Annotated in this window: 23 protein-coding genes; 14 read left to right on the plus strand and 9 right to left on the minus strand. The window is 65.3% G+C overall.

Annotated elements, in window-relative coordinates; all coding sequences use genetic code 11:
- Positions 1 to 5 precede the first annotated feature (5 nt).
- A complete protein-coding gene (locus tag C8J30_RS15030; RefSeq protein ID WP_110806658.1) occupies positions 6 to 2,171 on the plus strand; it encodes a methyl-accepting chemotaxis protein in 2,166 nt (721 codons plus the stop codon).
- 12 nt (positions 2,172 to 2,183) lie between these two features.
- On the opposite strand, the gene phnX is transcribed toward C8J30_RS15030, so the two are convergent.
- Positions 2,184 to 2,972: a phosphonoacetaldehyde hydrolase gene (phnX, locus tag C8J30_RS15035; RefSeq protein WP_110806659.1), complete on the minus strand. Its 789-nt coding sequence runs from the start codon at positions 2,970 to 2,972 to the stop codon at positions 2,184 to 2,186.
- Positions 2,973 to 3,164: 192 nt separating this feature from the next.
- On the opposite strand from phnX, the gene C8J30_RS15040 reads away from it, so the two are divergent.
- Complete coding sequence (locus C8J30_RS15040) at positions 3,165 to 3,509, plus strand: hypothetical protein (RefSeq protein WP_146227932.1); 345 nt, start codon at positions 3,165 to 3,167, stop codon at positions 3,507 to 3,509.
- Between the two features lie 194 nt (positions 3,510 to 3,703).
- Positions 3,704 to 3,949: a hypothetical protein gene (locus C8J30_RS15045; RefSeq protein WP_110806661.1), complete on the plus strand. Its 246-nt coding sequence runs from the start codon at positions 3,704 to 3,706 to the stop codon at positions 3,947 to 3,949.
- Positions 3,950 to 3,952: 3 nt separating this feature from the next.
- Here C8J30_RS15045 and C8J30_RS15050 read toward each other — a convergent pair whose 3' ends face one another.
- The 4 genes from C8J30_RS15050 to C8J30_RS15065 all read right to left on the minus strand — a co-directional run bounded on the left by C8J30_RS15050 (position 3,953) and on the right by C8J30_RS15065 (position 7,695).
- Positions 3,953 to 4,783, minus strand: coding sequence for a phosphatase PAP2 family protein (locus C8J30_RS15050; RefSeq protein ID WP_110806662.1), 831 nt, complete (start codon positions 4,781 to 4,783; stop codon positions 3,953 to 3,955).
- Entirely contained in the window at positions 4,780 to 6,252 is a 1,473-nt protein-coding gene (locus tag C8J30_RS15055) for an ArnT family glycosyltransferase (protein WP_146227933.1), read from the minus strand. Before C8J30_RS15055 ends, C8J30_RS15050 begins: the two co-directional genes overlap by 4 nt.
- Positions 6,236 to 7,045, minus strand: coding sequence for a glycosyltransferase family 2 protein (locus tag C8J30_RS15060; RefSeq protein WP_245909844.1), 810 nt, complete (start codon positions 7,043 to 7,045; stop codon positions 6,236 to 6,238). Before C8J30_RS15060 ends, C8J30_RS15055 begins: the two co-directional genes overlap by 17 nt.
- Before the next feature lie 95 nt (positions 7,046 to 7,140).
- A complete protein-coding gene (locus C8J30_RS15065; protein WP_110806679.1) occupies positions 7,141 to 7,695 on the minus strand; it encodes a helix-turn-helix domain-containing protein in 555 nt (184 codons plus the stop codon).
- Positions 7,696 to 7,878: 183 nt separating this feature from the next.
- Here C8J30_RS15065 and C8J30_RS15070 point away from each other — a divergent pair, with 183 nt between their 5' ends.
- Positions 7,879 to 10,326: a GcvT family protein gene (locus tag C8J30_RS15070; protein WP_110806664.1), complete on the plus strand. Its 2,448-nt coding sequence runs from the start codon at positions 7,879 to 7,881 to the stop codon at positions 10,324 to 10,326.
- Between the two features lie 97 nt (positions 10,327 to 10,423).
- Positions 10,424 to 10,561, plus strand: coding sequence for an entericidin A/B family lipoprotein (locus C8J30_RS15075; RefSeq protein WP_110806665.1), 138 nt, complete (start codon positions 10,424 to 10,426; stop codon positions 10,559 to 10,561).
- Between the two features lie 34 nt (positions 10,562 to 10,595).
- On the opposite strand, the gene C8J30_RS15080 is transcribed toward C8J30_RS15075, so the two are convergent.
- On the minus strand, positions 10,596 to 11,357 hold the full coding sequence (locus C8J30_RS15080) for an ion transporter (RefSeq protein WP_110806666.1): 762 nt from the start codon (positions 11,355 to 11,357) through the stop codon (positions 10,596 to 10,598).
- Positions 11,358 to 11,453: 96 nt separating this feature from the next.
- Between C8J30_RS15080 and ettA the strand changes: the two genes are divergently transcribed.
- The 6 genes from ettA (at position 11,454) to C8J30_RS15105 (ending at position 16,106) form a co-directional block, all read left to right on the plus strand.
- Entirely contained in the window at positions 11,454 to 13,109 is a 1,656-nt protein-coding gene (gene ettA / locus C8J30_RS15085; protein ID WP_110806667.1) for an energy-dependent translational throttle protein EttA, read from the plus strand.
- A gap of 64 nt (positions 13,110 to 13,173) precedes the next feature.
- Positions 13,174 to 14,115: a hypothetical protein gene (locus tag C8J30_RS18370; RefSeq protein ID WP_146227934.1), complete on the plus strand. Its 942-nt coding sequence runs from the start codon at positions 13,174 to 13,176 to the stop codon at positions 14,113 to 14,115.
- Positions 14,116 to 14,156: 41 nt separating this feature from the next.
- Positions 14,157 to 14,543, plus strand: coding sequence for a divalent-cation tolerance protein CutA (gene cutA, locus C8J30_RS15090; protein WP_110806668.1), 387 nt, complete (start codon positions 14,157 to 14,159; stop codon positions 14,541 to 14,543).
- Positions 14,537 to 14,692, plus strand: coding sequence for a hypothetical protein (locus C8J30_RS18915; protein WP_220033769.1), 156 nt, complete (start codon positions 14,537 to 14,539; stop codon positions 14,690 to 14,692). Before cutA ends, C8J30_RS18915 begins: the two co-directional genes overlap by 7 nt.
- Before the next feature lie 41 nt (positions 14,693 to 14,733).
- A complete protein-coding gene (locus C8J30_RS15100; protein ID WP_110806669.1) occupies positions 14,734 to 15,360 on the plus strand; it encodes an RNA ligase family protein in 627 nt (208 codons plus the stop codon).
- Positions 15,357 to 16,106, plus strand: a complete 750-nt coding sequence (locus tag C8J30_RS15105; RefSeq protein WP_110806670.1) for a hypothetical protein — start codon at positions 15,357 to 15,359, stop codon at positions 16,104 to 16,106. Before C8J30_RS15100 ends, C8J30_RS15105 begins: the two co-directional genes overlap by 4 nt.
- A gap of 293 nt (positions 16,107 to 16,399) precedes the next feature.
- Here C8J30_RS15105 and C8J30_RS15110 read toward each other — a convergent pair whose 3' ends face one another.
- From C8J30_RS15110 to C8J30_RS15120, 3 genes are all read right to left on the minus strand, one after another.
- Complete coding sequence (locus C8J30_RS15110; protein ID WP_110806671.1) at positions 16,400 to 16,822, minus strand: hypothetical protein; 423 nt, start codon at positions 16,820 to 16,822, stop codon at positions 16,400 to 16,402.
- 92 nt (positions 16,823 to 16,914) lie between these two features.
- On the minus strand, positions 16,915 to 17,139 hold the full coding sequence (locus C8J30_RS18710) for a hypothetical protein (protein WP_181420906.1): 225 nt from the start codon (positions 17,137 to 17,139) through the stop codon (positions 16,915 to 16,917).
- Complete coding sequence (locus C8J30_RS15120) at positions 17,136 to 17,639, minus strand: hypothetical protein (protein WP_110806672.1); 504 nt, start codon at positions 17,637 to 17,639, stop codon at positions 17,136 to 17,138. The genes C8J30_RS18710 and C8J30_RS15120 overlap by 4 nt, the downstream gene beginning before the upstream one ends.
- A 275-nt stretch (positions 17,640 to 17,914) precedes the next feature.
- Here C8J30_RS15120 and C8J30_RS15125 point away from each other — a divergent pair, with 275 nt between their 5' ends.
- The 3 genes from C8J30_RS15125 to C8J30_RS18380 all read left to right on the plus strand — a co-directional run.
- Positions 17,915 to 19,069, plus strand: a complete 1,155-nt coding sequence (locus tag C8J30_RS15125) for a hypothetical protein (protein WP_110806673.1) — start codon at positions 17,915 to 17,917, stop codon at positions 19,067 to 19,069.
- A gap of 153 nt (positions 19,070 to 19,222) precedes the next feature.
- Positions 19,223 to 19,438, plus strand: a complete 216-nt coding sequence (locus C8J30_RS15130; protein WP_110806674.1) for a hypothetical protein — start codon at positions 19,223 to 19,225, stop codon at positions 19,436 to 19,438.
- Between the two features lie 177 nt (positions 19,439 to 19,615).
- On the plus strand, positions 19,616 to 19,726 hold a 111-nt coding region (locus C8J30_RS18380; protein WP_146227936.1), incomplete at its 3' end, for a transposase.

Below are 19,726 nucleotides of genomic sequence, written 5' to 3' on the forward strand. Positions count from 1 at the left end.
TCGGCGTGCAGGTGGGGCTCTGCGCCGCGCTCTTTGCCGTGCTGCTCACGGTCCTGGGCTGGACCTCGCATGACGGGTTTTCAAGCTTTCGCGCCCAGACGGGAGAGATGACGCGGACACGGGTGCCCGACCTGCGCAGCACAAGCACGCTCGTTGCGCAGATTTCCGCGCTTCCGCAAGGCTTTGCGCAGATCCTGCAGGCGCCGGACACGGCCGCGGTCAAGGCGGCCCACGACGCTCTCGCCGCCCGGATCGACCGCTTTGCCACCGCGCCCGAGGTGGCCGCCGTGCCGGGACTGACGGATCATTTCACCCGATTGCGCGACCGGCTGGATGCACTTGCGGCGATGCTGGCGGCGCGGATGGCCGCCGAAGCGGATCTGGCGCAGGCGCTCAAGGATATCGATTCGGTGCTGCAGACGGTGGTGACCGGCTTCAATGCCTACGAGCCGAAGGATGTGATCCGCCTGCGCTCCGAGATCATCCGCATCCTGACCGAACGCGACCCCGCCGCCTTTGCCCCGCGGGGCCGGAAATTCGCCGAAGCGGCCGCGAATGTCGCGCGCTCGGTGCCCGAGGCCAAGGCCGCAGGGCGCGCAAGGCTTCTGGCGCTGGCGGATCCCGACACGGGGCTCGTCGCGCTGCGCAAGCGGGTTCTGGCCGACAGCGCGGAGGCGACGGCCCTGTCGGGTCAGGCCCTTGCCGCGACCGAAGACATCACGACCCAGGTGACACGCAAGGGGCTTGCGGTGCTGGATGCGGTGGAGGGCGAGATCCGCGGTCTGGACGCCGATGCCGCGCGCACGGACCGGACCTTCTCGCTTCTCCTGGCCGGGGCCGGGCTGGCGCTGGTGCTGGTCGTGCTCTCGCTGCGGGCGCTGATCGTGCACCCGCTGCGCCGCCTCGCCGCGCGGACCCGGGGCCTTGCTGCGGGGAATCGCAGCGTTCTCGACGACATGCGGCGCAGGGGCGGCGAAATCGGCGAGATGCAGGAGGCCCTGTGCGTCTTTCGCGACAATCTTGCCGAAAACGACCGCCTGGCCGAGGCTGCAAGACGCGCCGCGGCCGAGCGGGAAGTCGAGGCGCTGGCGCAGATCGAACGCGAGCGGGCGGCAGAGCGCGCCGAAGCCCTGCGCGAAACCGCGCGACACGAGGCCGAACGCGCTGCCGAGGCCGAGCACAAGCGGCGGGACGCGGAGCTTGCGGCCGAACGCGCGCGGCAGCTGGCCGAGCAGCAGCAGATCGTCGCCACGCTCGAAACCGGGTTGCACCGGCTGGCCGAGGGGGATCTGACCGCGCTGATCCAAAGCCCCTTCCCGCCGCAGTACGAAAGCCTGCGCACCAATTTCAACGCCGCTCTGACGGGCCTTGCGGAGCTTGTCGAGACGATCCGGCACAGCACCGACGGGATTCTCGCCACCTCGACCGATCTGGACCGCGGGGCGGCCGAGATGTCGGCGCAATCGGCCCGGGCGGCGGCCTCGCTGGAAGAAACCGCCGCTGCGATGACCGAACTGGCGGGCGCGTCGCGCACCGGCGCCGAGCGGGCCCTCGAAACCGCCCAAAGCGCCGAGCAGATGCGGACCGGCATCCAGAACGCGCAGGCCGCCGTCAACCGCGTGGTCGAAGCGATGGCGCGCATCACGACCTCGTCCGATGCGATCGCGCGGATCATCTCGGTGATCGACGACATCTCGTTCCAGACCAACCTTCTTGCCCTCAACGCGGGCGTGGAGGCCGCGCGGGCGGGCGAGGCCGGACGCGGCTTTGCCGTTGTCGCCTCGGAAGTGCGAGATCTGGCGCAGCGCACCACCGCCGCCGCCGCCGAGATCGGGGGGCTGATCATGGAGGCCCGCGGCAATGTCGGCGCGGGCGAAACGCTGGTCGCGGAGGCCGATCGGGGCCTTGCCAACACCGTGGGCGTGATCGAGGCGATCGTCCGGCATGTGCAGGAACTGGCGCAGGTCAGCCGCGAACAGTCGGCGAGCATCGGGGAAGTCACCGCCGCGACGGAAGTTCTGGATCTGGCGACGCAGAAAAGCGCCGAGGGGGTCGAACGGACCGCGCATTCGGGACGCGAGCTTCTGAGCGCCGCCCAGATGCTGTCTCAGGCGATCGCGCGCTTCGATCTTGGCACCGGGCACGCCAAGACCGTCTCGCGGGCCGCGTGAACAGCGATGCGATCAGGGAAGGTCGCGCGCGTCGAAGGTCTGGATCAGCGACGGCAGATCGGCGACCGTGTCGATGACGTGATCCGCCCCGGCCGCCTTGAACCGCGCCCGGGCACGGCGACGGATGTCGTTGCGTTTCGCTTCGGGCAAGGCAGCGATCTCGGCCGCGCTGAAGCCCGCCTCATTGCCCGACAGCGTCACGCCCACGGTGATGCAGCCCGCTGCCCGCCCCTCGGCGATGCCGGGTTCGGTGTCATCGACCTTGATCACGCTCTGCGGCGGATAGACGCCAAGATCGGCAAAACACTTGTAGATCATCAGCGGCCCGGGCCGCCCCTCGGCCAGATCGTCGGTGCAGACGAGCGTATCAGGCGCATAGCCCTGCGCCGCGGCCGCGGCGCTCACGCGCCCCATGATCGCGCGCGTGCTGCTGGTCGTCGACCCGATCCGAATGCCCTCCGCCCGCAGCCATGCAGCCGTGTCGAGCGCCCCGGGCACAAACGTCACTCGCGCCGCCGCCGCAGTCTGCCGCGTCACGTAATGCTCATGAAGCCGCGCGACCGCGGCCCGGTCGGGCAGAATGCCGTGCACCTCCTGCCAGCGCGCGGCGATCAGCGGCTCGGCCAGAAGGGCGGCAATGTGATCCGATTTTCGGATCCCCATCGCCTTGCGCAGATCGGCCGTGCCAAGCACGAGCCCGAATTCCGCAAAGCTTTGGGCGAGACTGCCGATCGAGGTCAGCGCACCGAAATCGACCATCGTGCCCGCCCAGTCGAAGATGACCGCCCTGATCCTGCTCATCCCGTCCCTCTTGATCCGTCATACTGGCCCGAGGGGGACATCGCTTCATGAAAGTCGGATGACAGAAGGGCGCGACGCAAGCGCGCATTTCCGCAGGATGGCGTCATTCGAATGTCATGAATTTGTTACAATAAATCAATTGCCGCCAACTATTTTGTCGTTACATTGCCGTTGCATCTGAAGGGGGCTGCGATGGGCAAGAACAAGGAAAAGAAGAAGGAAAGCCAGCTGGTGATCCGGGTCGAGAAAGCGGAGAAGACCGCGTTCCTCGAGTTGTGCGAAGCTCTGGACACCAGCGCAGGGCGCGAATTGCGCCGTTTCATGCGCGAGTTCGTTGCCTCGAACGCCGCCGCGGCGCAGGCCGAGCAACCGGCACCGAAATCCCGCAAGGCTCAGAAAGTGGAAGCTCCCGTCGCGACCGCCGAGCCCGGCGCGGACGTTGCAGCTCCCACCGATGCCGACGCGCCGATCGAGGACGCGCCCGAAACGGAGAAGCCGGTCCGCAAAGCCCGGAAAACCGCGCCGACCGAAGCCTGAGACCGCGCAGACGTCACGGACCGTTGCCTGACCCGACGCGGGTCAGGCGCGTGTCTTGCTGCACAAACCTGCGACCGGATCGCAGGATCATTTGTCGCAGAAATCTGAAAATACCAAGCATGGACAGAGCCTTGGCAAATTCTCTAGGGTACTCCAGGGAGGCCAAACAGTTCAGTTCAGTTTACAGGTACCTCATGAAAAGACCTCGGCCTCCGGTTGCCGCGCTCGTCGCGCGCGTCGTGCGCCTGCGCAAAGTCGATCTGGAACGCGCCACCGGCGATCTTGCCATCGGCACAATGGCACGCCTGCATGTCGATACCGAAGCGCTTGACGCCACCGAATGCAGCATCGTGGAACTCAAGCGTGGCGGGTTCATTTCCGGCCGACAGATGGTCGATCTGTTGCGCCGCCATCAGCGGGAATGCCGCCAGCGGCGCTGATCCTCAGACCGGCGGTTGCGGCGGAAGGGTCGCGCGCAGCCTGCTGGCAGCCGATGCCATCACGGGACGGCTGCGCGACATCAACTGCGTTGTGGTGCGCTGCAAGACCTGCCGCGCGCCCTGCCCGATGCGGCGCGGGCGCAGCTCGAGCCGCGCGGCGCCGATCCCGAACAGCGGATACAGCGCCAGCGCCATCGCGGCCGAGAACAGCATCGAGAAGACGACATCCGACAGGAAATGCCGCCCGAGCGCGATCCGCAAAAGCCCCGTGCCCAGCACGAGAGCGAGGCCGCCAAGCGTCCCGAGCGACTTTTGCAGCCGGGAAAGATGCGGCCAGGCCAGCACCAGCCCGCCCAGAACCAGCGTGGCAATCAGCGCGACATCCCCCGAACTGAAGGAACAGTTGCGGGCGCATTGATCGGTCACCTGCCAGGCGGGGGTAAAGGTGGCCAGCCCGCCGAACTCGGCGACCTGATCGGGACGGGCCCGCCCGACATGGCTCTTGAGCAGCCCGTTCACCAGAAGCCCCGGGGCCAGCAGCAGATTTGCGGCGAGATAGGCGGCGCAGCGCATCTCGGCCTGCCGCAAGACGCCGCCAATCTTGCCCGCGATGACGCCGATGACGATCGCAAAGGCAAGCGCCTCGCCGCCCATGCGGATCAGATCGTTCAGCAGCACCCAGGGACCGGAATGGGCAGGAAAGGCTCCGGTCGCGTCGAAGAACATGGCGGAAACCCGCAGATCAAGCCCGGGAAACAGTGCGAAAACCATCTGGGCGACGATCGCCGCCAGCAAAAGCGCGATGAAAAGACGAAAACGCAACGGGTCGATCATGGTCGGCCAGGTCCTTCAAGGCAGGAGGCGTCGGAAAGAAGCGAAAGAGTGACGTCCGATCCGCGGGCAAAGCCCGTCGTCGGTGCGATCCGCGCCAGCACCGGCGCAGCAGGACAGGGCATCGCGGCGCCGGATCGCTGCACCAGCAGCACGGGCAGCGCATCGGTCTGGGCGCGGAAAGGCGCGGTCATTTCCCAGTGGTTGCGCGGCCGTCCCTGCGGCGGCACCGCGCGCAGGGCAAGGCGGGTGTCGCGGCCGAACCAGGCAAGATCGGCAAGCAAATCCCGATCCGCGGCGACCAGCGTCGGCGCCCCGTGCGCGCGGGCAAGCGCAAGGACCTGCTCTGCCAGCGCCGCATGACCGAGATAGCGGGCAAAGACCTCGCGCCCGTCGGGCAAGCGCAACTCGGGCGCAAGAGCGCGGGCGGCGGGCACGGCCAGCGCCAGCGCCCCGCCCAGTGTCAGGGACACCGCCAGCAGCCGCGGCCGCGCGGCCAAGAGCGGTGCCGCCAGCAACGCGGCAGGCACAAGCGACAGCACCGCCCAATTCGCCAGCGCCTTGCCGCCAAAAGCCTGCAGGCTGACAATGGCAATCGGCACGACGGCAAGCGCGATCAGTCCGACCTCGGACCGGCGCGCCCCTGCGAGCACCGCAGCCGGAAACAGGATCGGCCCGAAAACCGCGAATTGAGACGCCAGAAAGCGCAGGGGCTCAAGCGGATCAAGCCCGCGCACCGGACCCGTGGCGGTATCGGACAGATGGCGGAAGGTGACGAATCCATGATCAAGCAGCCAGACCAGATGCGGCGCAAGCACGATGAGCGCGACCCCCGCCGCAAGCGCCAGATCGCCCCGGCCAATCCGCCAGCGCGGCGACAGCACCGCCGCCAAGGCCATGCCCAGAAGACCGTAAAGCATCGCATATTTGGCGAGCGCCCCAAGCGCCACCGCCAGCCCGAGAGCCGCGGCCTTCCCCGGCTGCGACCGTCCCTGCGCCCGCGCCTGCGCCAGATCGCATTGGGCGATCAAGGCCAGCGCGAAGGCCAGAAGCAGCGGCGTGTCGGTGGTCATCAGGGCCGAGCCCAGCGTCACCGCCGGGGCCGTGGCATAGCCAAGCGCCGCGACGGCCGCGACGCGCGAGGTCGCCAGACGCCGCCCCAGCGCGAAAATGGCCAGCGCCACAGCCAGATGCAGGAAGACCGCTGGCAGGCGCACAGTCGCAACGGACGCGCCGAAGACCGTGGTCACGGCGCCGATCAGCCAGCCGATCAGCGGCGGTTTCGAATAGGCCCCAAGGCTCGGCGCCTGCCCCCAGACCCAATATTGCGCCTCGTCGGTCGAAAGCTCGGTGGCGTCAAACAGCCCGAAGCCAAACCGCCACAGCGTCAGGGCGCCGATCAGCATCAGGGCCAGATGTGGCAGCGACACCGCCCGACGCGGCGAGCAGAGTGCTTCAACTCCGGTCGGCACGGGGCAATTCCTGAGGCTGCGCCCTCTTGCGGCGCCGGATCAGCCAGGCCACGCCGATCAGATCGCTGATCCCCACCAGCGCCCGCGCCAGATTGGTGTATTTCGACCGGCCATGCTGCCGCGGCGCGTGGCTGACATCGACATGGGCGACGCGCCAGCCATCGCGGGCAAAAAGCGCGGGCAGATAGCGGTGCATGTGATCGAAATAGGGCAGATCCAGATAGGCCGCGCGCCGAAAAGCCTTGAGGCCGCAGCCGGTGTCGCGCGTGGCATCGTGCAGGATCGCCTGCCGCAGCGTATTGGCAAAGCGCGAGGCCAGCCGTTTCGACAGCCCATCCTGCCGCCCCACCCGCTGCCCGGCGACCAGCCCGAGCTGCGGATCGCTCTCGGGGGCCAGCAGCGGGGCAAGAAGCTGCGGCAGGTTCTCGGGCGGGTTCTGGCCATCGCCGTCGAGCGTCGCGACCAGCGCGCCCCGTGCAGCCCGAACCCCGGAATGGACGGCCGCCGACTGCCCGGCCGAAATCGCATGGGCGATCACCCGCAGCTCGGGGATCTGCGCCGCCAGATCGAGCGCCACCGCCCGGGTGTCATCGGTCGAGCCATCGTCGACAAGCAGGATCTCGTGCGCACAAAGCCCGGTCAGCGCGGCGCGGATGCCCGCAACCAGCGGCGGCAGGTTCGGCGCCTCGTCATGCAGGGGAACCACGACCGAGACGACGGGCGCCGACACGGGTGCAGGACCGCGCGCCTCGGGCACCGGCATCGACAGGTTGAAATCGGTCGCAAGGTCCATCGTGATCTCCCTCCGGAGACCCGCTAGCAGGGCAATGTCACGGCAAGGTCACGTCTTTCTGACAGTTTGACGACAAGACGGCGACGGGTCAAGGATCAGTAGATCGGCGGCGAAACGATCCAGATCACCACCGCGGGCGCGGTGCCGTCATTGCGCCAGGCATATTCGGTCTGCCCGAATTGAAAGCTGTCGCCGGGGGCGAGGTGAAACTCGGTCTCACCAAGGATCAGCGTCAGCGTGCCCGAGATCACGACGCCGCCATCTTCGGTCGGGCGCGCCTTGCGCGGCCCCTCGCTCGAGGCGCCGGGGGCGAAGACCGAGCGGATCATCTCGAACGAACCGCCCAAAGTGGGCGAGAGCAGTTCCTCGACCAGCCCGCTTTCGGTGGTGCCGATGGTCTGGCGATCGGCGGCGCGCAGCACCAGCCCCTGTTCCTCGGGCGCCCGGCCCGACGAGCGGAAAAAGAAGCTCAGCGTCACCTCGAGCCGTTCGGCGATCTGGCCGAGATCGCGCACCGAAGGCGTGGTCTGGCCGCGCTCGATATGGCTGAGCCAGCCGACCGAGCGCCCCACGGCGGCGGCCAGTTGCGCCAGGGTCATGCCCCGGGTCTTGCGCAGCGCGCGGATATCTTCGCCGACGTGATGGCCCATGAGCTGTCCTTTTTCGCGCGCCACCATGCGGGACACGGTTGAAAAGCTCAAGCCGGAACCGGGACGGATTTGGAATTTCCACCAACAATCTACACATAAATGAAATTTCTTGTTGAAATTTCATTTTGAAGATGGATTTCTGAAGGCATCGTCGCCCCCTGCCCTTCAGAACCGGATGCCCCCATGACCGAAATCCCCGCCAAAGCCCGCATCGTCATCATCGGAGGCGGCATCTCCGGCTGCTCCGTCGCCTATCATCTGGCCCGGCTGGGCTGGACGGATATCGTGCTTCTGGAACGCAAGCAGCTGACCTCGGGCACGACCTGGCACGCTGCCGGGCTGATCGGTCAGCTGCGCGCCAGCCAGAACATGACGCGGCTGGCGAAATACTCGGCCGACCTTTACGCGAAGCTGGAAGCCGAGACCGGCCTTGCCACCGGCTTTCGGCAATGCGGCTCGATCACCGTCGCCCTGACCGGGGAACGGCGCGAAGAAATCCTGCGGCAGGCGGCGCTCGCCCGCGCCTTTGGCGTCGAGGTGAACGAGCTTTCGCCCGCAGAGGTGCTGGCGCGCTATCCGCATCTGAACATCGCCGATGTCGTGGCGGGGGTGCATCTGCCGGGCGACGGGCAGGCCGATCCGGGCAATATCGCCCTTGCGCTGGCCAAGGGGGCGCGCACGCGCGGGGCGAAGATCCTCGAACAGGTGAAGGTCACGCGGATCACCACGGCGGGTGGGAAGGTGACCGGGGTCGATTGGGAAGCGCAGGGCGACAAGGGCCATATCGCCTGCGATCTGGTGGTGAACTGCGGCGGCATGTGGGGCCGCGATCTGGCGGCGCAGAACGATGTGACGCTGCCGCTGCATGCCTGCGAACATTTCTACATCGTCACCGAGAACATCCCCGGCCTTTCGCAGCTGCCGGTGCTGCGGGTGCCGGACGAATGCGCCTATTACAAGGAGGATGCGGGCAAGATCCTGCTTGGCGCCTTTGAGCCGAAGGCCAAGCCTTGGGGCATGGGCGGCATTCCCGAGGATTTCTGCTTCGATCAGCTGCCCGAAGATGTCGATCACTTTGAGCCGATCCTCGAAAAGGCGATCTCGCGGATGCCGATCCTGCAAAGCGCCGGGATCCACACCTTCTTCAACGGCCCGGAAAGCTTCACGCCGGACGATCGCTACTATCTGGGCGAGGCGCCGAACCTGCGCGGCTATTGGGTGGCGGCGGGCTACAACTCGATCGGCATCGTCTCGTCGGGGGGCGCGGGCATGGCGCTGGCGCAATGGATGCATGACGGCGAGGCGCCCTTCGATCTGTGGGAGGTCGATATCCGCCGCGCCCAGCCGTTCCAGAAGAACCGCCGCTACCTGAAGGAACGGGTCAGCGAGACCCTCGGCCTGCTTTATGCCGACCACTTCCCCTATCGGCAGATGGAAACGAGCCGGGGCGTCCGCCGCTCGCCGCTGCATGAACATCTGAAAGTGCGCGGCGCGGTCTTTGGCGAGGTCGCGGGCTGGGAGCGGGCGAACTGGTTCGCCACCCACGGGCAGGAGCGCGAATATCGCCTGAGCTGGAAGCGGCAGAACTGGTTTGCGAACCAATGCACCGAGCATATGGCGCTGCGCACCGGGGTCGGGCTGCTCGACATGTCGAGCTTCGGCAAGATCCGGGTCGAGGGGCGCGATGCGGCGGCCTTCCTGCAACGGCTCTGCGCCAATGATGTCGACGTGCCCGCGGGCCGCATCGTCTACACGCAGATGCTGAACGCGCACGGCGGCATCGAAAGCGACCTGACGGTGACACGGCTTTCGGAAACCGCCTTCTTCCTGGTCGTGCCGGGCGCGACGCTGCAACGCGATCTGGTCTGGCTGCGCAAGCATCTGGCGGATGCGTTCGTGACGATCACCGATGTCACCGCCGCCGAGGCCGTGCTGCCGCTGATGGGGCCGCGCGCCCGCGATCTGCTGCGCCTCGTCTCGCCCGATGATCTGTCGAATGCGGCGCATCCGTTCGGCACGGCGCGCGAGATCGAGATCGGCCTTGGCCTCGCCCGGGCGCATCGGGTGAGCTATGTGGGCGAGCTGGGCTGGGAGCTGTACGTCTCCGCCGATCAGGCCGCGCATGTGTTCGAAACCCTCGTCACGGCGGGGGCCGAGGTCGGGCTGAAGCTGTGCGGCCTGCATGCGATGGACAGCTGCCGGATCGAAAAGGCCTATCGCCACTTCGGCCATGACATCACCGACGAGGATCATGTGCTTGAAGCCGGTCTCGGTTTCGCGGTGAAGACCGAGAAGGGCGATTTCATCGGCCGCGACTCGGTTCTGCGCAAGCGCGATAGCGGTCTGTCGCGCCGGATGGTGCAGTTCCGCCTGCGCGACCCGGAGCCGCTGCTGTTTCACAACGAACCGATCCTGCGCGATGGCAAGATCGTCGGCCAGCTGACCTCGGGCAATTATGGCCATGCCTTGGGCGGGGCGATCGGTCTGGGGTACGTCCCCTGCCGCCCCGACGAAACCGCGGCCGAGCTGCTGGCCTCGCAGTATACGATCGACGTGGCCGGGCGCATCTTTGACGCCGAGGCAAGCCTCGCGCCGCTTTACGACCCGCAATCGACCCGGGTTCGGGCCTGATCCCAAGCCGCCGCAAAGGGGGCAAATGCCCCCTTTCGCACGGAACCCCCTGCCGATCCCGCGCGTTGACCCGCTGTCATCTGCAAGGGAGAAACCGATGCACAAGAGCGCAATCGTTCTGCTGGCCGTTCTGGCGCTGGGGGCTTGCGAAACCGTCAAGGGCGCGGGTCGTGACATGCAGGCCGCGGGCCATGCGGTGACGAAGGAAGCGACCGAGACGCAAGGCGGGATGTGAGCGGCGCAGCCCGGGCTTCGGCCTGGTCAGCCCCCTACACCAGCCCTTCGTCCGCGATGTTCAGCACCACGCCGCAATGCTTGCAGTGCACCGCATCGGCGTCATGCAGCATCAACCCGCAGCTCGGGCATTTGTGGCGCACCTTCAGCGGCCGGAACAGCACCTGCGCCAGCCGCAAAAACAGCGTCACGCCAACGATCATCACCACGACCGAGATCATCCGCCCCGAGGTGCCCTTCAGCGTCACATCGCCAAAGCCCGTCGTCGTCAGCGTCGTCACGGTGAAGTAAAGCGCATCGGCGTAATGGCGGATATCCGGGTTGCGGCCCATCTGCGTCGCATAGATCAGCCCGGTCATCACGAACAGGAACACCGCAAGGTTGATCGCGGCCAGAATCACCTCTTCATATTTGCGGAACAGCCGGAAATCCTGCCGCAGCCGCCCGAGCATCTGATAGGCATGCAAAAGCCGCAGCGTCCGCAAGACGCGCAGAAAGCCAAGCTCTGCCCCCAGCAGCGGCGCCAGAAACGACACCATCGCCACCACATCGGCCCAGGTCGAGAGCCGCCGCCAGAACGCGCCCTTGCGCTCCTCGACCGCGAACCGCGCGCCGAAATCGATCACGATCACCGCACCGATCGCCACATCGGCGACCAGAACCCAGGGCGCCGCGGGCAGGAACGAGGTCACGATCACGAAAACGATCGTCGCCAGATCGAACCCCAGCAGCGCATAGCGAAACCGCTGCGCCCGCTTCGAGCGCCCGTGATAGAGGTTGCGCAGATCTTTCAGCATAAGCTCTCCCCTGCAGGCCTGCGGCGGCTCACCCCTTCCCCAAAGGCCCCATTTCCCCTATCTAGCCACAAACTTCCCTTTCCCAAGGTGCGCGCAATGGCTTCCTATCAATATGTCTACCACATGGATGGCGTCTCGAAGACCTATCCCGGTGGCAAGAAATGCTTCGAAAACATCCGTCTGAACTTCCTGCCGGGCGTCAAGATCGGGGTCGTCGGCGTCAACGGCGCCGGTAAATCGACGCTTTTGCGCATCATGGCGGGCATCGACAAGGATTTTCAGGGCGAGGCCTGGGCTGCCAAGGGCGCCAAGGTCGGCTACCTCTCGCAGGAGCCGCAACTCGACGAGTCGCTGAGCGTGCGCGAAAACGTCATGCTCGGTGTCGCCGAAAAGACCGCCAAGATCGCCCGCTACAATGATCTGGCGATGAACTACAGCGACGAGACCGCCGAGGAGATGGCGCGCCTGCAAGACGAGATCGACGCCGAAAACCTCTGGGATCTCGACAGCCAGGTCGATATCGCGCTGGAAGCGCTGCGCTGCCCGCCCGATGATGCCAATGTCGCAACGCTTTCGGGGGGCGAGCGCCGCCGCGTGGCGCTGTGCAAGCTGCTGCTTGAAGCGCCCGACATGCTGCTCTTGGACGAACCGACCAACCACCTTGACGCCGAAACCATCGCCTGGCTGCAAAAGCACCTGATCGACTACAAGGGCACGATCCTCTGCGTCACCCACGACCGTTACTTCCTTGACGACATCACCTCGTGGATCCTTGAACTCGAGCGCGGCCGCGGCATCCCCTACGAGGGCAACTATTCGAGCTGGCTGGAACAGAAGGCCAAGCGGCTCGAACAGGAAGCCCGCGAGGACAAGGCCAAGCAGAAGGTCATGGAGAAGGAACTGGAATGGATCCGCGCCGGCGCCAAGGCCCGGCAGGCGAAATCCAAGGCCCGGATCGCGGCTTACGACAAGATGGCCGAGGAAGGCGTCAAGGAACGCGTCGGCAAGGCGCAGATCATCATTCCGAACGGCCCGCGCCTTGGCGGCAAGGTGATCGAGGTCACGGGCCTCAAGAAGCACATGGGCGACAAGCTTCTGATCGAGAACCTCAGCTTCTCGCTGCCGCCGGGCGGCATCATGGGGGTGATCGGTCCGAACGGCGCCGGGAAATCGACGCTGATCAAGATGATCGTCGGCGCCGAGGAACCGGACGAGGGCACGATCGTCGTCGGCGACACGGTGAAGCTGGCCTATGTCGATCAGTCGCGCGATGCGCTGGATGCCGAGAAGAACGTCTGGGAGGAAATCTCGGGCGGGGCGGAGCTGATCCAGCTTGGCGATGCGACGGTGCCCAGCCGCAGCTATGTCGGTGCGTTCAACTTCAAGGGCGCGGACCAGCAGAAGAAGGTCGGCCAGCTCTCGGGCGGGGAACGCAACCGCGTTCACATGGCGAAACTGCTGAAATCGGGCGGCAACGTGCTGCTGCTTGACGAACCGACGAACGATCTGGACGTGGAAACCCTGCAGGCGCTGGAAGCGGCGATCGAGGATTTCGCGGGCTGCGCGGTGATCATCTCGCACGACCGCTTCTTCCTCGACCGTCTGTGCACGCACATCCTGTCGTTCGAGGGCGACGCCCATGTGGAATTCTTCGAGGGCAACTTCGAGGATTACGAAAACGACAAGATCCGCCGCCTGGGCCCGGATGCGGTCGAGCCGAAGCGGGTGAAATACAAGAAGTTCACGCGGTAAGACGTGTGTGAAGCAATGATTGGCCAAGCGATCTTGGCCAATCAATTTCTTTGAGGGAAATTCTGTGTCCAACAGCAACGATGGATCAATAGATGACCTCAACCTCAACTTCTGCGTCAAATATGCACGCCATCTGCTGACCGAAAGCAGGATATTTTCCCCGATATTGATCGCGCCAGGCCTTGAGGAAATTGCCTCAAGAAAAATGAATGACGCCACCGGCGGCGTTATTTCATTCGATCACATCGCCCTCACCGAATCAGCGACATTTTATCAATCAAAGTGCAAATTACTATTTAGCCGAGCAAGGCAAAAATTTTCAAATTACCACGAACGCCTTGAATTTTCCACCGATGACTTTATAATATTGGCAAGTCAGCCTGCGCCAGACTTGACGCTGAAGGAGTTCCGTCCGGGACCTGACGAAAAAGGCTCACTCCCAAATGGCGATATTGAGCAACGCCTAGCGAAGTTCTCAGACAAATTGAAGGAGGTCGTAATTGAGGCGAGATGGGCTTTCTCACGCCACGAGATTTATTTCCCGGGAATTACATTTTTTGTCGACGTTTCAAGGAAAGATAGCATGCTGAACCTCAGATCTTTTCAGGGATCCACTAGCGGTATATTTTCCAATGATGGGCGAAAAATTGAAGACATGGCGGATGTCAAGATAGAAAATCTCATCTCATCGGCGCCAAGCGCACAGCACCTGTTATTGGCTGCGCAAGAGGCTGAAAATGCCTATCAGCAACTTCCATTATTAATTGCCTGTGCAAAAAGTCTTGTCGGAGATGGGCGCAAAAAGTTGGAGGCGTTCAAGGTATTTTTACCGGAGCATCTGCGATCGAAATGGGAGATGGCGCTAGAGAGGCGCAGGCATCTTGAGCACGACATTGGCTCAGACCTCAAACTGTGTGATGCAGAGCAGTCTTGTTGGGATATGGATGAGATATTGCCATTCGCTTTTCGATATTACGCAAGCCATCCATTTCGCGCGAGGAATTGAAGTACTCGCCAATTGGTGCATACGGGCTGGAGCATAATCTGATGACCCTCACCCGCATCCTCACCACCCTGCCCGACACCATCTCGGCTCAAACCCTCGGCAAGGCGCTCGTCACCGCGCGGCTGGTCGCCTGCGCCCATGTCTCGGCGCCGGGCACGTCCTTCTACATCTGGGAGGGACAACAGGACCACAGCCCCGAGGTGCAGCTCTGGCTCAAGACTACGCCCGAGCGCCATGCAGGCGATCTCGAAATTGCTTTGCGCCTCGGCGCAGCGCAGATCCGGCGCGGAGATGTTCGAACTGAGCCTGCGGAACATCTCGCCCGCCAGCCATGCGGTGGCGGCAAGGGCACGCGCGCGGCCTGTCGCTTTACACGACGCGGACCGGCACCAAGAACACGTCGCACTGGTATCTGCACGCCGTGCTGATCCTTCAGGAGGAGGTCATCTCGGTCAAGAGCTGCTCCCATGGCGCGATGGGGTTCACACCGCTTGCCCATCCCGGGCGACTTGCCGAGCCTGCCGGTTTCAAGTGCACGCCCGCACCCGGCTTTCTGGCCACGCTCGCGCCGGTCTGACGCCTCTTTCCGCCCTTGCCGCATCCGGGTAATCTTGCCCGATGACGAAGAAATATCCCCGCACCTTTCATTTGCCGATCTCGCCCGGCGCCAGCAGCGACGACAAGATCATGACCTCGCTCGAGGGGCTGGCCGTCGACGATCTGGTGATCACCGAAAAGATGGACGGCGAGAACACCACGCTGCACCGCGGCGGGTGCCATGCGCGCAGCCCCGACAGCCGCAACCACCCCTCGCGCGATTGGCTCAAGGCCTTTGCCGCGGGCATCACGCCGCAGCTGGCCGAGGGCGAGCGGATTGTCGGCGAGAACCTCTATGCCCGCCATTCGGTGGGCTATGACGCGCTGCCCGCATGGTTTCTGGGCTTTGCCTGGATCGTCGGCGACGAGGTGCAGCCCTGGGATCTGACGCTCTTGCGGTTCGAGGAGCTGGGCATCACCCCGGTGCCGGTGCTCTGGCGCGGACCGTTCCGCCCGGGGCTCTTCGAGACCATCGCGGCGGGGCTCGACCGCGACCGGCAGGAGGGCTTCGTCGCCCGCGTGGCCGCGGCCTTCCCGGAGGCCGAGATGCCGCGCCGGATGGGCAAATATGTCCGCGCGGGCCATGTGCAAAGCGAGACGCACTGGATGCACGCCCCCCTTGTGCCGAACGGGCTGAAGGGCGCATGAGCCTCGGACGCGCCGCCCTGCATCTGGTGCTGGCTGCCGTGCTGACGGTGCTGACGCAACTGGGCGGGCTGGCCTGGCTGCTCAGTCGGCTGTTTCGGCGCAAGGCTCTCGCCTTTGCGGTGCTTTACGCCGGGCTTTGGCTGGCGGCGCTGATGATCGCGCCGATCTTCGGGCGGGTGCCGATCGCCTGTCACGGCGAAGGGCCGCTGGGGATGCGGTCCTGGGTCTTCTGCCTTGCGAACCGCAATTACGTCGCGCCGGGTCTCAAGGCCGCCGCCGAGGACATGGCGGCCGCGATGGCGCAGACCTATCCCGGCACCGTGACCCTTGCCCTTGATGGCAACTTCCCGTTTCTGAACGGCTTTCCGCTTCTGCCGCATCTGTCGCACAAGGATGGCCGCAAGCTTGACCTTGCGCTTTATTATGCGGACCAAGGCCGCTACCTGCCGGGGCGGACCCGGTCGCTGCTGGGCTATTTCGCCTTCGAGCCGGGGCCAAGCGTCTGCCCGCCGCGCTTTCCGACCCTGCGCTGGGACCTTGACTGGCTGCAACCGCTCTGGCCCGATTACGCGCCCGAGCCTGCGCGGATGCGCCTTGCGCTGCGGTTGCTTTCGCGCGACCCGCGGATCGGCAAGATTTTCCTTGAACCGCATCTGGCGGCGAAATTCGGGTCCGGCGCCTCCAAGATCCGCTTTCAGGGCTGCGCCGCCGCCCGGCATGACGATCACATCCACATCCAGTTGTGAGGTCCTTTTTCCGCCGGACCGCTCAGCCAAGCGCGTCGATTGCCGCCGCCAGCTTCATCACATCGGCCGCATAGAACCCGGCCGCATTGATGCAATTCGTCTCCAGCAGTTTCAAGCCGCTTTCGGTAGCGCGTGGGCCAGTTTTTCCATGTCGTCGAAGGGCTGCAAGATCCACTGCATCGGGTTCGGGCCTCCGCCGCGCAAAGGTAACACGCCCTTCCATAGCGCCCGGGTCCCGCGGCGTCACGATCCTTGCCGGGGCGGTCCGGCACCGACGCGCCCCGATCCGCAGACTAATTCTCGCTGATGTCGACCGGGCGGAAGTGCAGCGCGGGGTGCGCGAAGGACTCGAAGACAGCCTTGATCTCTTCGGTGCAAAGCGTGTGCAGCGTCCGTGCATCGCGCCAGAGGGTCGCCCCGGTCAGGGCCGATGCCTTCACGACGCGCTCGGCGCCCTCGATGCCATAGCTGTCCAGCGGCAGGTTGCGCTTGCGGTCGCGTCGCTGAAACACGCTCATCCGGCTTTCGTCCCAGCTGTCCCGTCGGGCCACAATGTGCATGTATTGAGATTTCGGCCAGAGTATCTCGGCGTTTGGTGCGAGGCTCCAGATCCGGAAGACCGGCAGAAATTCAAACGCATCGCCCGCCTTTTCGGTCATCGCCTCGGCGAGCGCGGCGCTGACGGCAAGTTCCGGTCCTTCGGTGCCATCGTGCATCCCGAACAGATCGAGCGCACGATCCGGCGGCGTCAGGTCAGAACGCGATCATGGGGCGGCGGGGCGCCTGCGGAGGAGATCCCGACGCAGCGTCAGCCCCGCCGCCACGATGATCGCAAGTTCAAGGCCGAAGGTCCTGTGCAGCACGAAGTTCCACACCCATCCGTCGCAAGCCGCAGCAGTTCGGGCAGGTCGTGCTCCAGAAACGGTACAAGCAAAAGCGCCATGCCCGCCCAGAACAGGAGCCGTGCCGCAAGCGCCCAGACGTCGAGATCAATCGCCAGACCCCGCGCCAGCACCGGGTTCGCCAGCTTCAAGAGCTCAGAAACACAAGACTTCCGGCCAGCGGAAAGGGCCAGTCGCGCAGGGCCTTGCGCGCGCTCTGGCTGACGCGAGAGGGGCGACTGATGTGTCCCAACAAACCCGCCCGCAGGGAAAGCGGTGCCAGCCAATGCCCAGGCAGGCGGCGCAGCCAGGCCGCTGTCAGCGCCAGCGAGAGTGCCTGCAGATGCTCGACCACCGGCGCCGCCGCAAACGCAAGCTGCACCACCGGCCGCACTGAGAGCCGACCGCTCCCGGCCGCCGCCACGCCAAGGATCGCAAGGGCAAAGAGCGCCAGCGACAGACCGGGGGCGTGATGCCAGAACAGCAGATCCGCCAGCGCGACCAAACCCGCGAGCCCGGCCCAATGCGGGCCTCTGGTGCTCCGGCCCTCGCCCAGTGACACATCGGGCGGAACTGAGGTCGGCGCATCGAGCCACCAGCCGTCACGCGCAAGCGACCGGAGCAATCCGGGAATGAGAACGGGTTGGGTCATGATCTGGCTCCGCAAACTGTCTGCGGGACCTTGCCTCGGCCCTTGTGCAGGTGCCGCGCGCAAGGCGTGCAGATCTCGTGCAGAGCGACCGACGCGGGGCGTTTCGCCCATTTCGGGCCTCTCCCGCGGATGGTACAGTTTTTGTGACCTTCGCCAGCAAGGGCTGGGGGTATCGGGGCGCGTTGGGGGGGCGCTCGCCCGCCGCTTGCCGCAGGTCCTGACCCGCAATCGCCGAAACCCATTTTGACCCGATCCCCTTGCAACGGACGAAACCGATGAAACCTCCCCATTTTCTCAAAGCGTTGCTGGGGCGCAAATCCGCAGAAAAGAAGGCGATCCGACCGCAATCCGGCCCGCTGGCGCCGTTTTTCGATGCTCTGGGTGACCCTTCGCTGCCGCCAACCGCCCGCGACGGGATTGGGCGCATTTTCGATGCGGTCGAAAGCCCGATGTTCCTGAGCTTCCCCAAGCAACCCGCGCTGCCCAAAGGCGTGGTGCCGGTGGCTGACCTGCCCCGCGCGCTCGCGCTGATGGTCTCGCGAGAAGGCCTCGAAACCCTTGAATGTTCGTATTTTCCGGGCGTTCTGCCGGAATTGAGCAAGACCCTGCTTTCCACGCTGGACGGCGACACGCAACAGGCCCTGACGCTCCACACCAGCCGAATTCAGGACCGGCTGAGCGCGGCGCTGTTTTCTCTGATCGATCCTGCCCTCGCGCGGCTCACCCGCCGTTTACCCGCCGAGACTGGGCCGTGTCCCCCGCTGGATAGTCTGAGAAATGCAAGCAACGCCTCTGTCCTCGAGCTCCTGCAGCTTGCCGTGATCGTGCCGCTCGACGAGGTTCCGGTGGCGCTGGCGATGCTGGAAATCTTCGAGGCGGGGGCGATCCCCTGCGGCTATCTGGGCCTCGACGCGCCCTGTGACACTGCGGCGGGGCGGCTTTGCGCTTGGATCGGGCCGCAGGTCCACCACCCCGAGGCGGCCGCGCCCGCGATCGAGCTTGAGGACCAGATCGGGCGAGCCGCGCAGGAGATCTTTTTCGCGCTGCGCGAGGCCGTCCGTGACCTCGAGGTCGTTCAGGTGGGGGAAACGGCCTTTGTCTCCTCGAAATCGGCGGGGTTCTTTCTGTCGAGCGGTCCGATGGGCGCGGGAATGGATCGCTACACGGTCTATCTGTCCCCGACCGAGGAGTATGATGCCGCGACCCGTCCGCTTGCCGCGCGGATTGCGGGGCTGGCCGGGCTCGCCGATTGCACCGCGCGGTTTGGGGCGCCCGAGAAGGACATCCCCTCGATCCGCCTGCCGGGGCGCCCGCCAACGCTGCCGGGCAAGCTTTATCGGCATGGACAGGTGCGGGTGTCCGCGCTCAGTGCCAATGGCGTGGACCTTGCCGCGATCACGGTTTGGCTGGATCCGGGCGCAGGGGGCTAGGGTCTGCGGGGCGGATCACTTGGTGAAATCAAGCGCCAAGGGGGCGAGGTCATGCGAGATCGTGAGGCGGAAGCCCCAGAAATTCCAAAGAAAAATATCCCCTTCGCGCACAAGGCCGCTTTGGTAGCCATCGACCCAATCGGGGTGCGGGGGGTGATTGAAGCGCCGCGCCAGATCCGCCGCGCGCAGCCCGAGCGGGGGGCCGCCCAGATCGAAGCGCAGATCGCAAAACCCAGCCAGCAGAAAGTGCCGCGAAACGCGGTCTGGCTGGAAAAACCCGACCGTGCCGCCGCAGGGCAGATCGAGCAGCGCATGATCGGGGGAAACCGTACCAGCGCCTCGGGCAAGGGCGCAAGCCCCGCGCCGTAGCCCATGGGAGGGGCCGTCACGCAGATCCCCTCGGGCAGGGGCAAGCGGTTGACGGCGGGCAGCTGCGGCGCAGGTCGTCCCATCCAGGGAAATCGCACTCTCATATCTCTCTGAGGTGGTCCCCAGCCAGCGGACAGTTTGCTAAGCTTGCCGCCAAGGAAGACGAGGACGAACAGCGTGGCTGGCAAACGGCAGAACTACAGCGCGGACTTCAAGGCGAAGGTGGCGCTTGAAGCCATTCGTGGCGAGGCGACGATCGCCGAGCTGGTGGTGAAGCACGGCGTGCAT

Source organism: Rhodobacter viridis, assembly GCF_003217355.1.
Taxonomy (GTDB): Bacteria; Pseudomonadota; Alphaproteobacteria; order Rhodobacterales; family Rhodobacteraceae; genus Rhodobacter; species Rhodobacter viridis.

What these genes read in the sequence shown, in the direction of transcription:
- C8J30_RS15110 (WP_110806671.1), bottom strand. Translation starts at nt 16,822, where the DNA reads ATGCACGATGGCACCGAAGGACCGGAACTTGCCGTCAGCGCCGCGCTC.
- C8J30_RS15120 (WP_110806672.1), bottom strand. Translation starts at nt 17,639, where the DNA reads ATGACCCAACCCGTTCTCATTCCCGGATTGCTCCGGTCGCTTGCGCGT.
- C8J30_RS15040 (WP_146227932.1), top strand. Translation starts at nt 3,165, where the DNA reads ATGGGCAAGAACAAGGAAAAGAAGAAGGAAAGCCAGCTGGTGATCCGG.
- C8J30_RS15050 (WP_110806662.1), bottom strand. Translation starts at nt 4,783, where the DNA reads ATGATCGACCCGTTGCGTTTTCGTCTTTTCATCGCGCTTTTGCTGGCG.
- C8J30_RS15075 (WP_110806665.1), top strand. Translation starts at nt 10,424, where the DNA reads ATGCACAAGAGCGCAATCGTTCTGCTGGCCGTTCTGGCGCTGGGGGCT.
- phnX (WP_110806659.1), bottom strand. Translation starts at nt 2,972, where the DNA reads ATGAGCAGGATCAGGGCGGTCATCTTCGACTGGGCGGGCACGATGGTC.
- C8J30_RS15070 (WP_110806664.1), top strand. Translation starts at nt 7,879, where the DNA reads ATGACCGAAATCCCCGCCAAAGCCCGCATCGTCATCATCGGAGGCGGC.
- C8J30_RS15100 (WP_110806669.1), top strand. Translation starts at nt 14,734, where the DNA reads ATGACGAAGAAATATCCCCGCACCTTTCATTTGCCGATCTCGCCCGGC.
- cutA (WP_110806668.1), top strand. Translation starts at nt 14,157, where the DNA reads ATGACCCTCACCCGCATCCTCACCACCCTGCCCGACACCATCTCGGCT.
- C8J30_RS15125 (WP_110806673.1), top strand. Translation starts at nt 17,915, where the DNA reads ATGAAACCTCCCCATTTTCTCAAAGCGTTGCTGGGGCGCAAATCCGCA.
- ettA (WP_110806667.1), top strand. Translation starts at nt 11,454, where the DNA reads ATGGCTTCCTATCAATATGTCTACCACATGGATGGCGTCTCGAAGACC.
- C8J30_RS15080 (WP_110806666.1), bottom strand. Translation starts at nt 11,357, where the DNA reads ATGCTGAAAGATCTGCGCAACCTCTATCACGGGCGCTCGAAGCGGGCG.
- C8J30_RS15065 (WP_110806679.1), bottom strand. Translation starts at nt 7,695, where the DNA reads ATGGGCCATCACGTCGGCGAAGATATCCGCGCGCTGCGCAAGACCCGG.
- C8J30_RS15105 (WP_110806670.1), top strand. Translation starts at nt 15,357, where the DNA reads ATGAGCCTCGGACGCGCCGCCCTGCATCTGGTGCTGGCTGCCGTGCTG.
- C8J30_RS15060 (WP_245909844.1), bottom strand. Translation starts at nt 7,045, where the DNA reads ATGGACCTTGCGACCGATTTCAACCTGTCGATGCCGGTGCCCGAGGCG.
- C8J30_RS15045 (WP_110806661.1), top strand. Translation starts at nt 3,704, where the DNA reads ATGAAAAGACCTCGGCCTCCGGTTGCCGCGCTCGTCGCGCGCGTCGTG.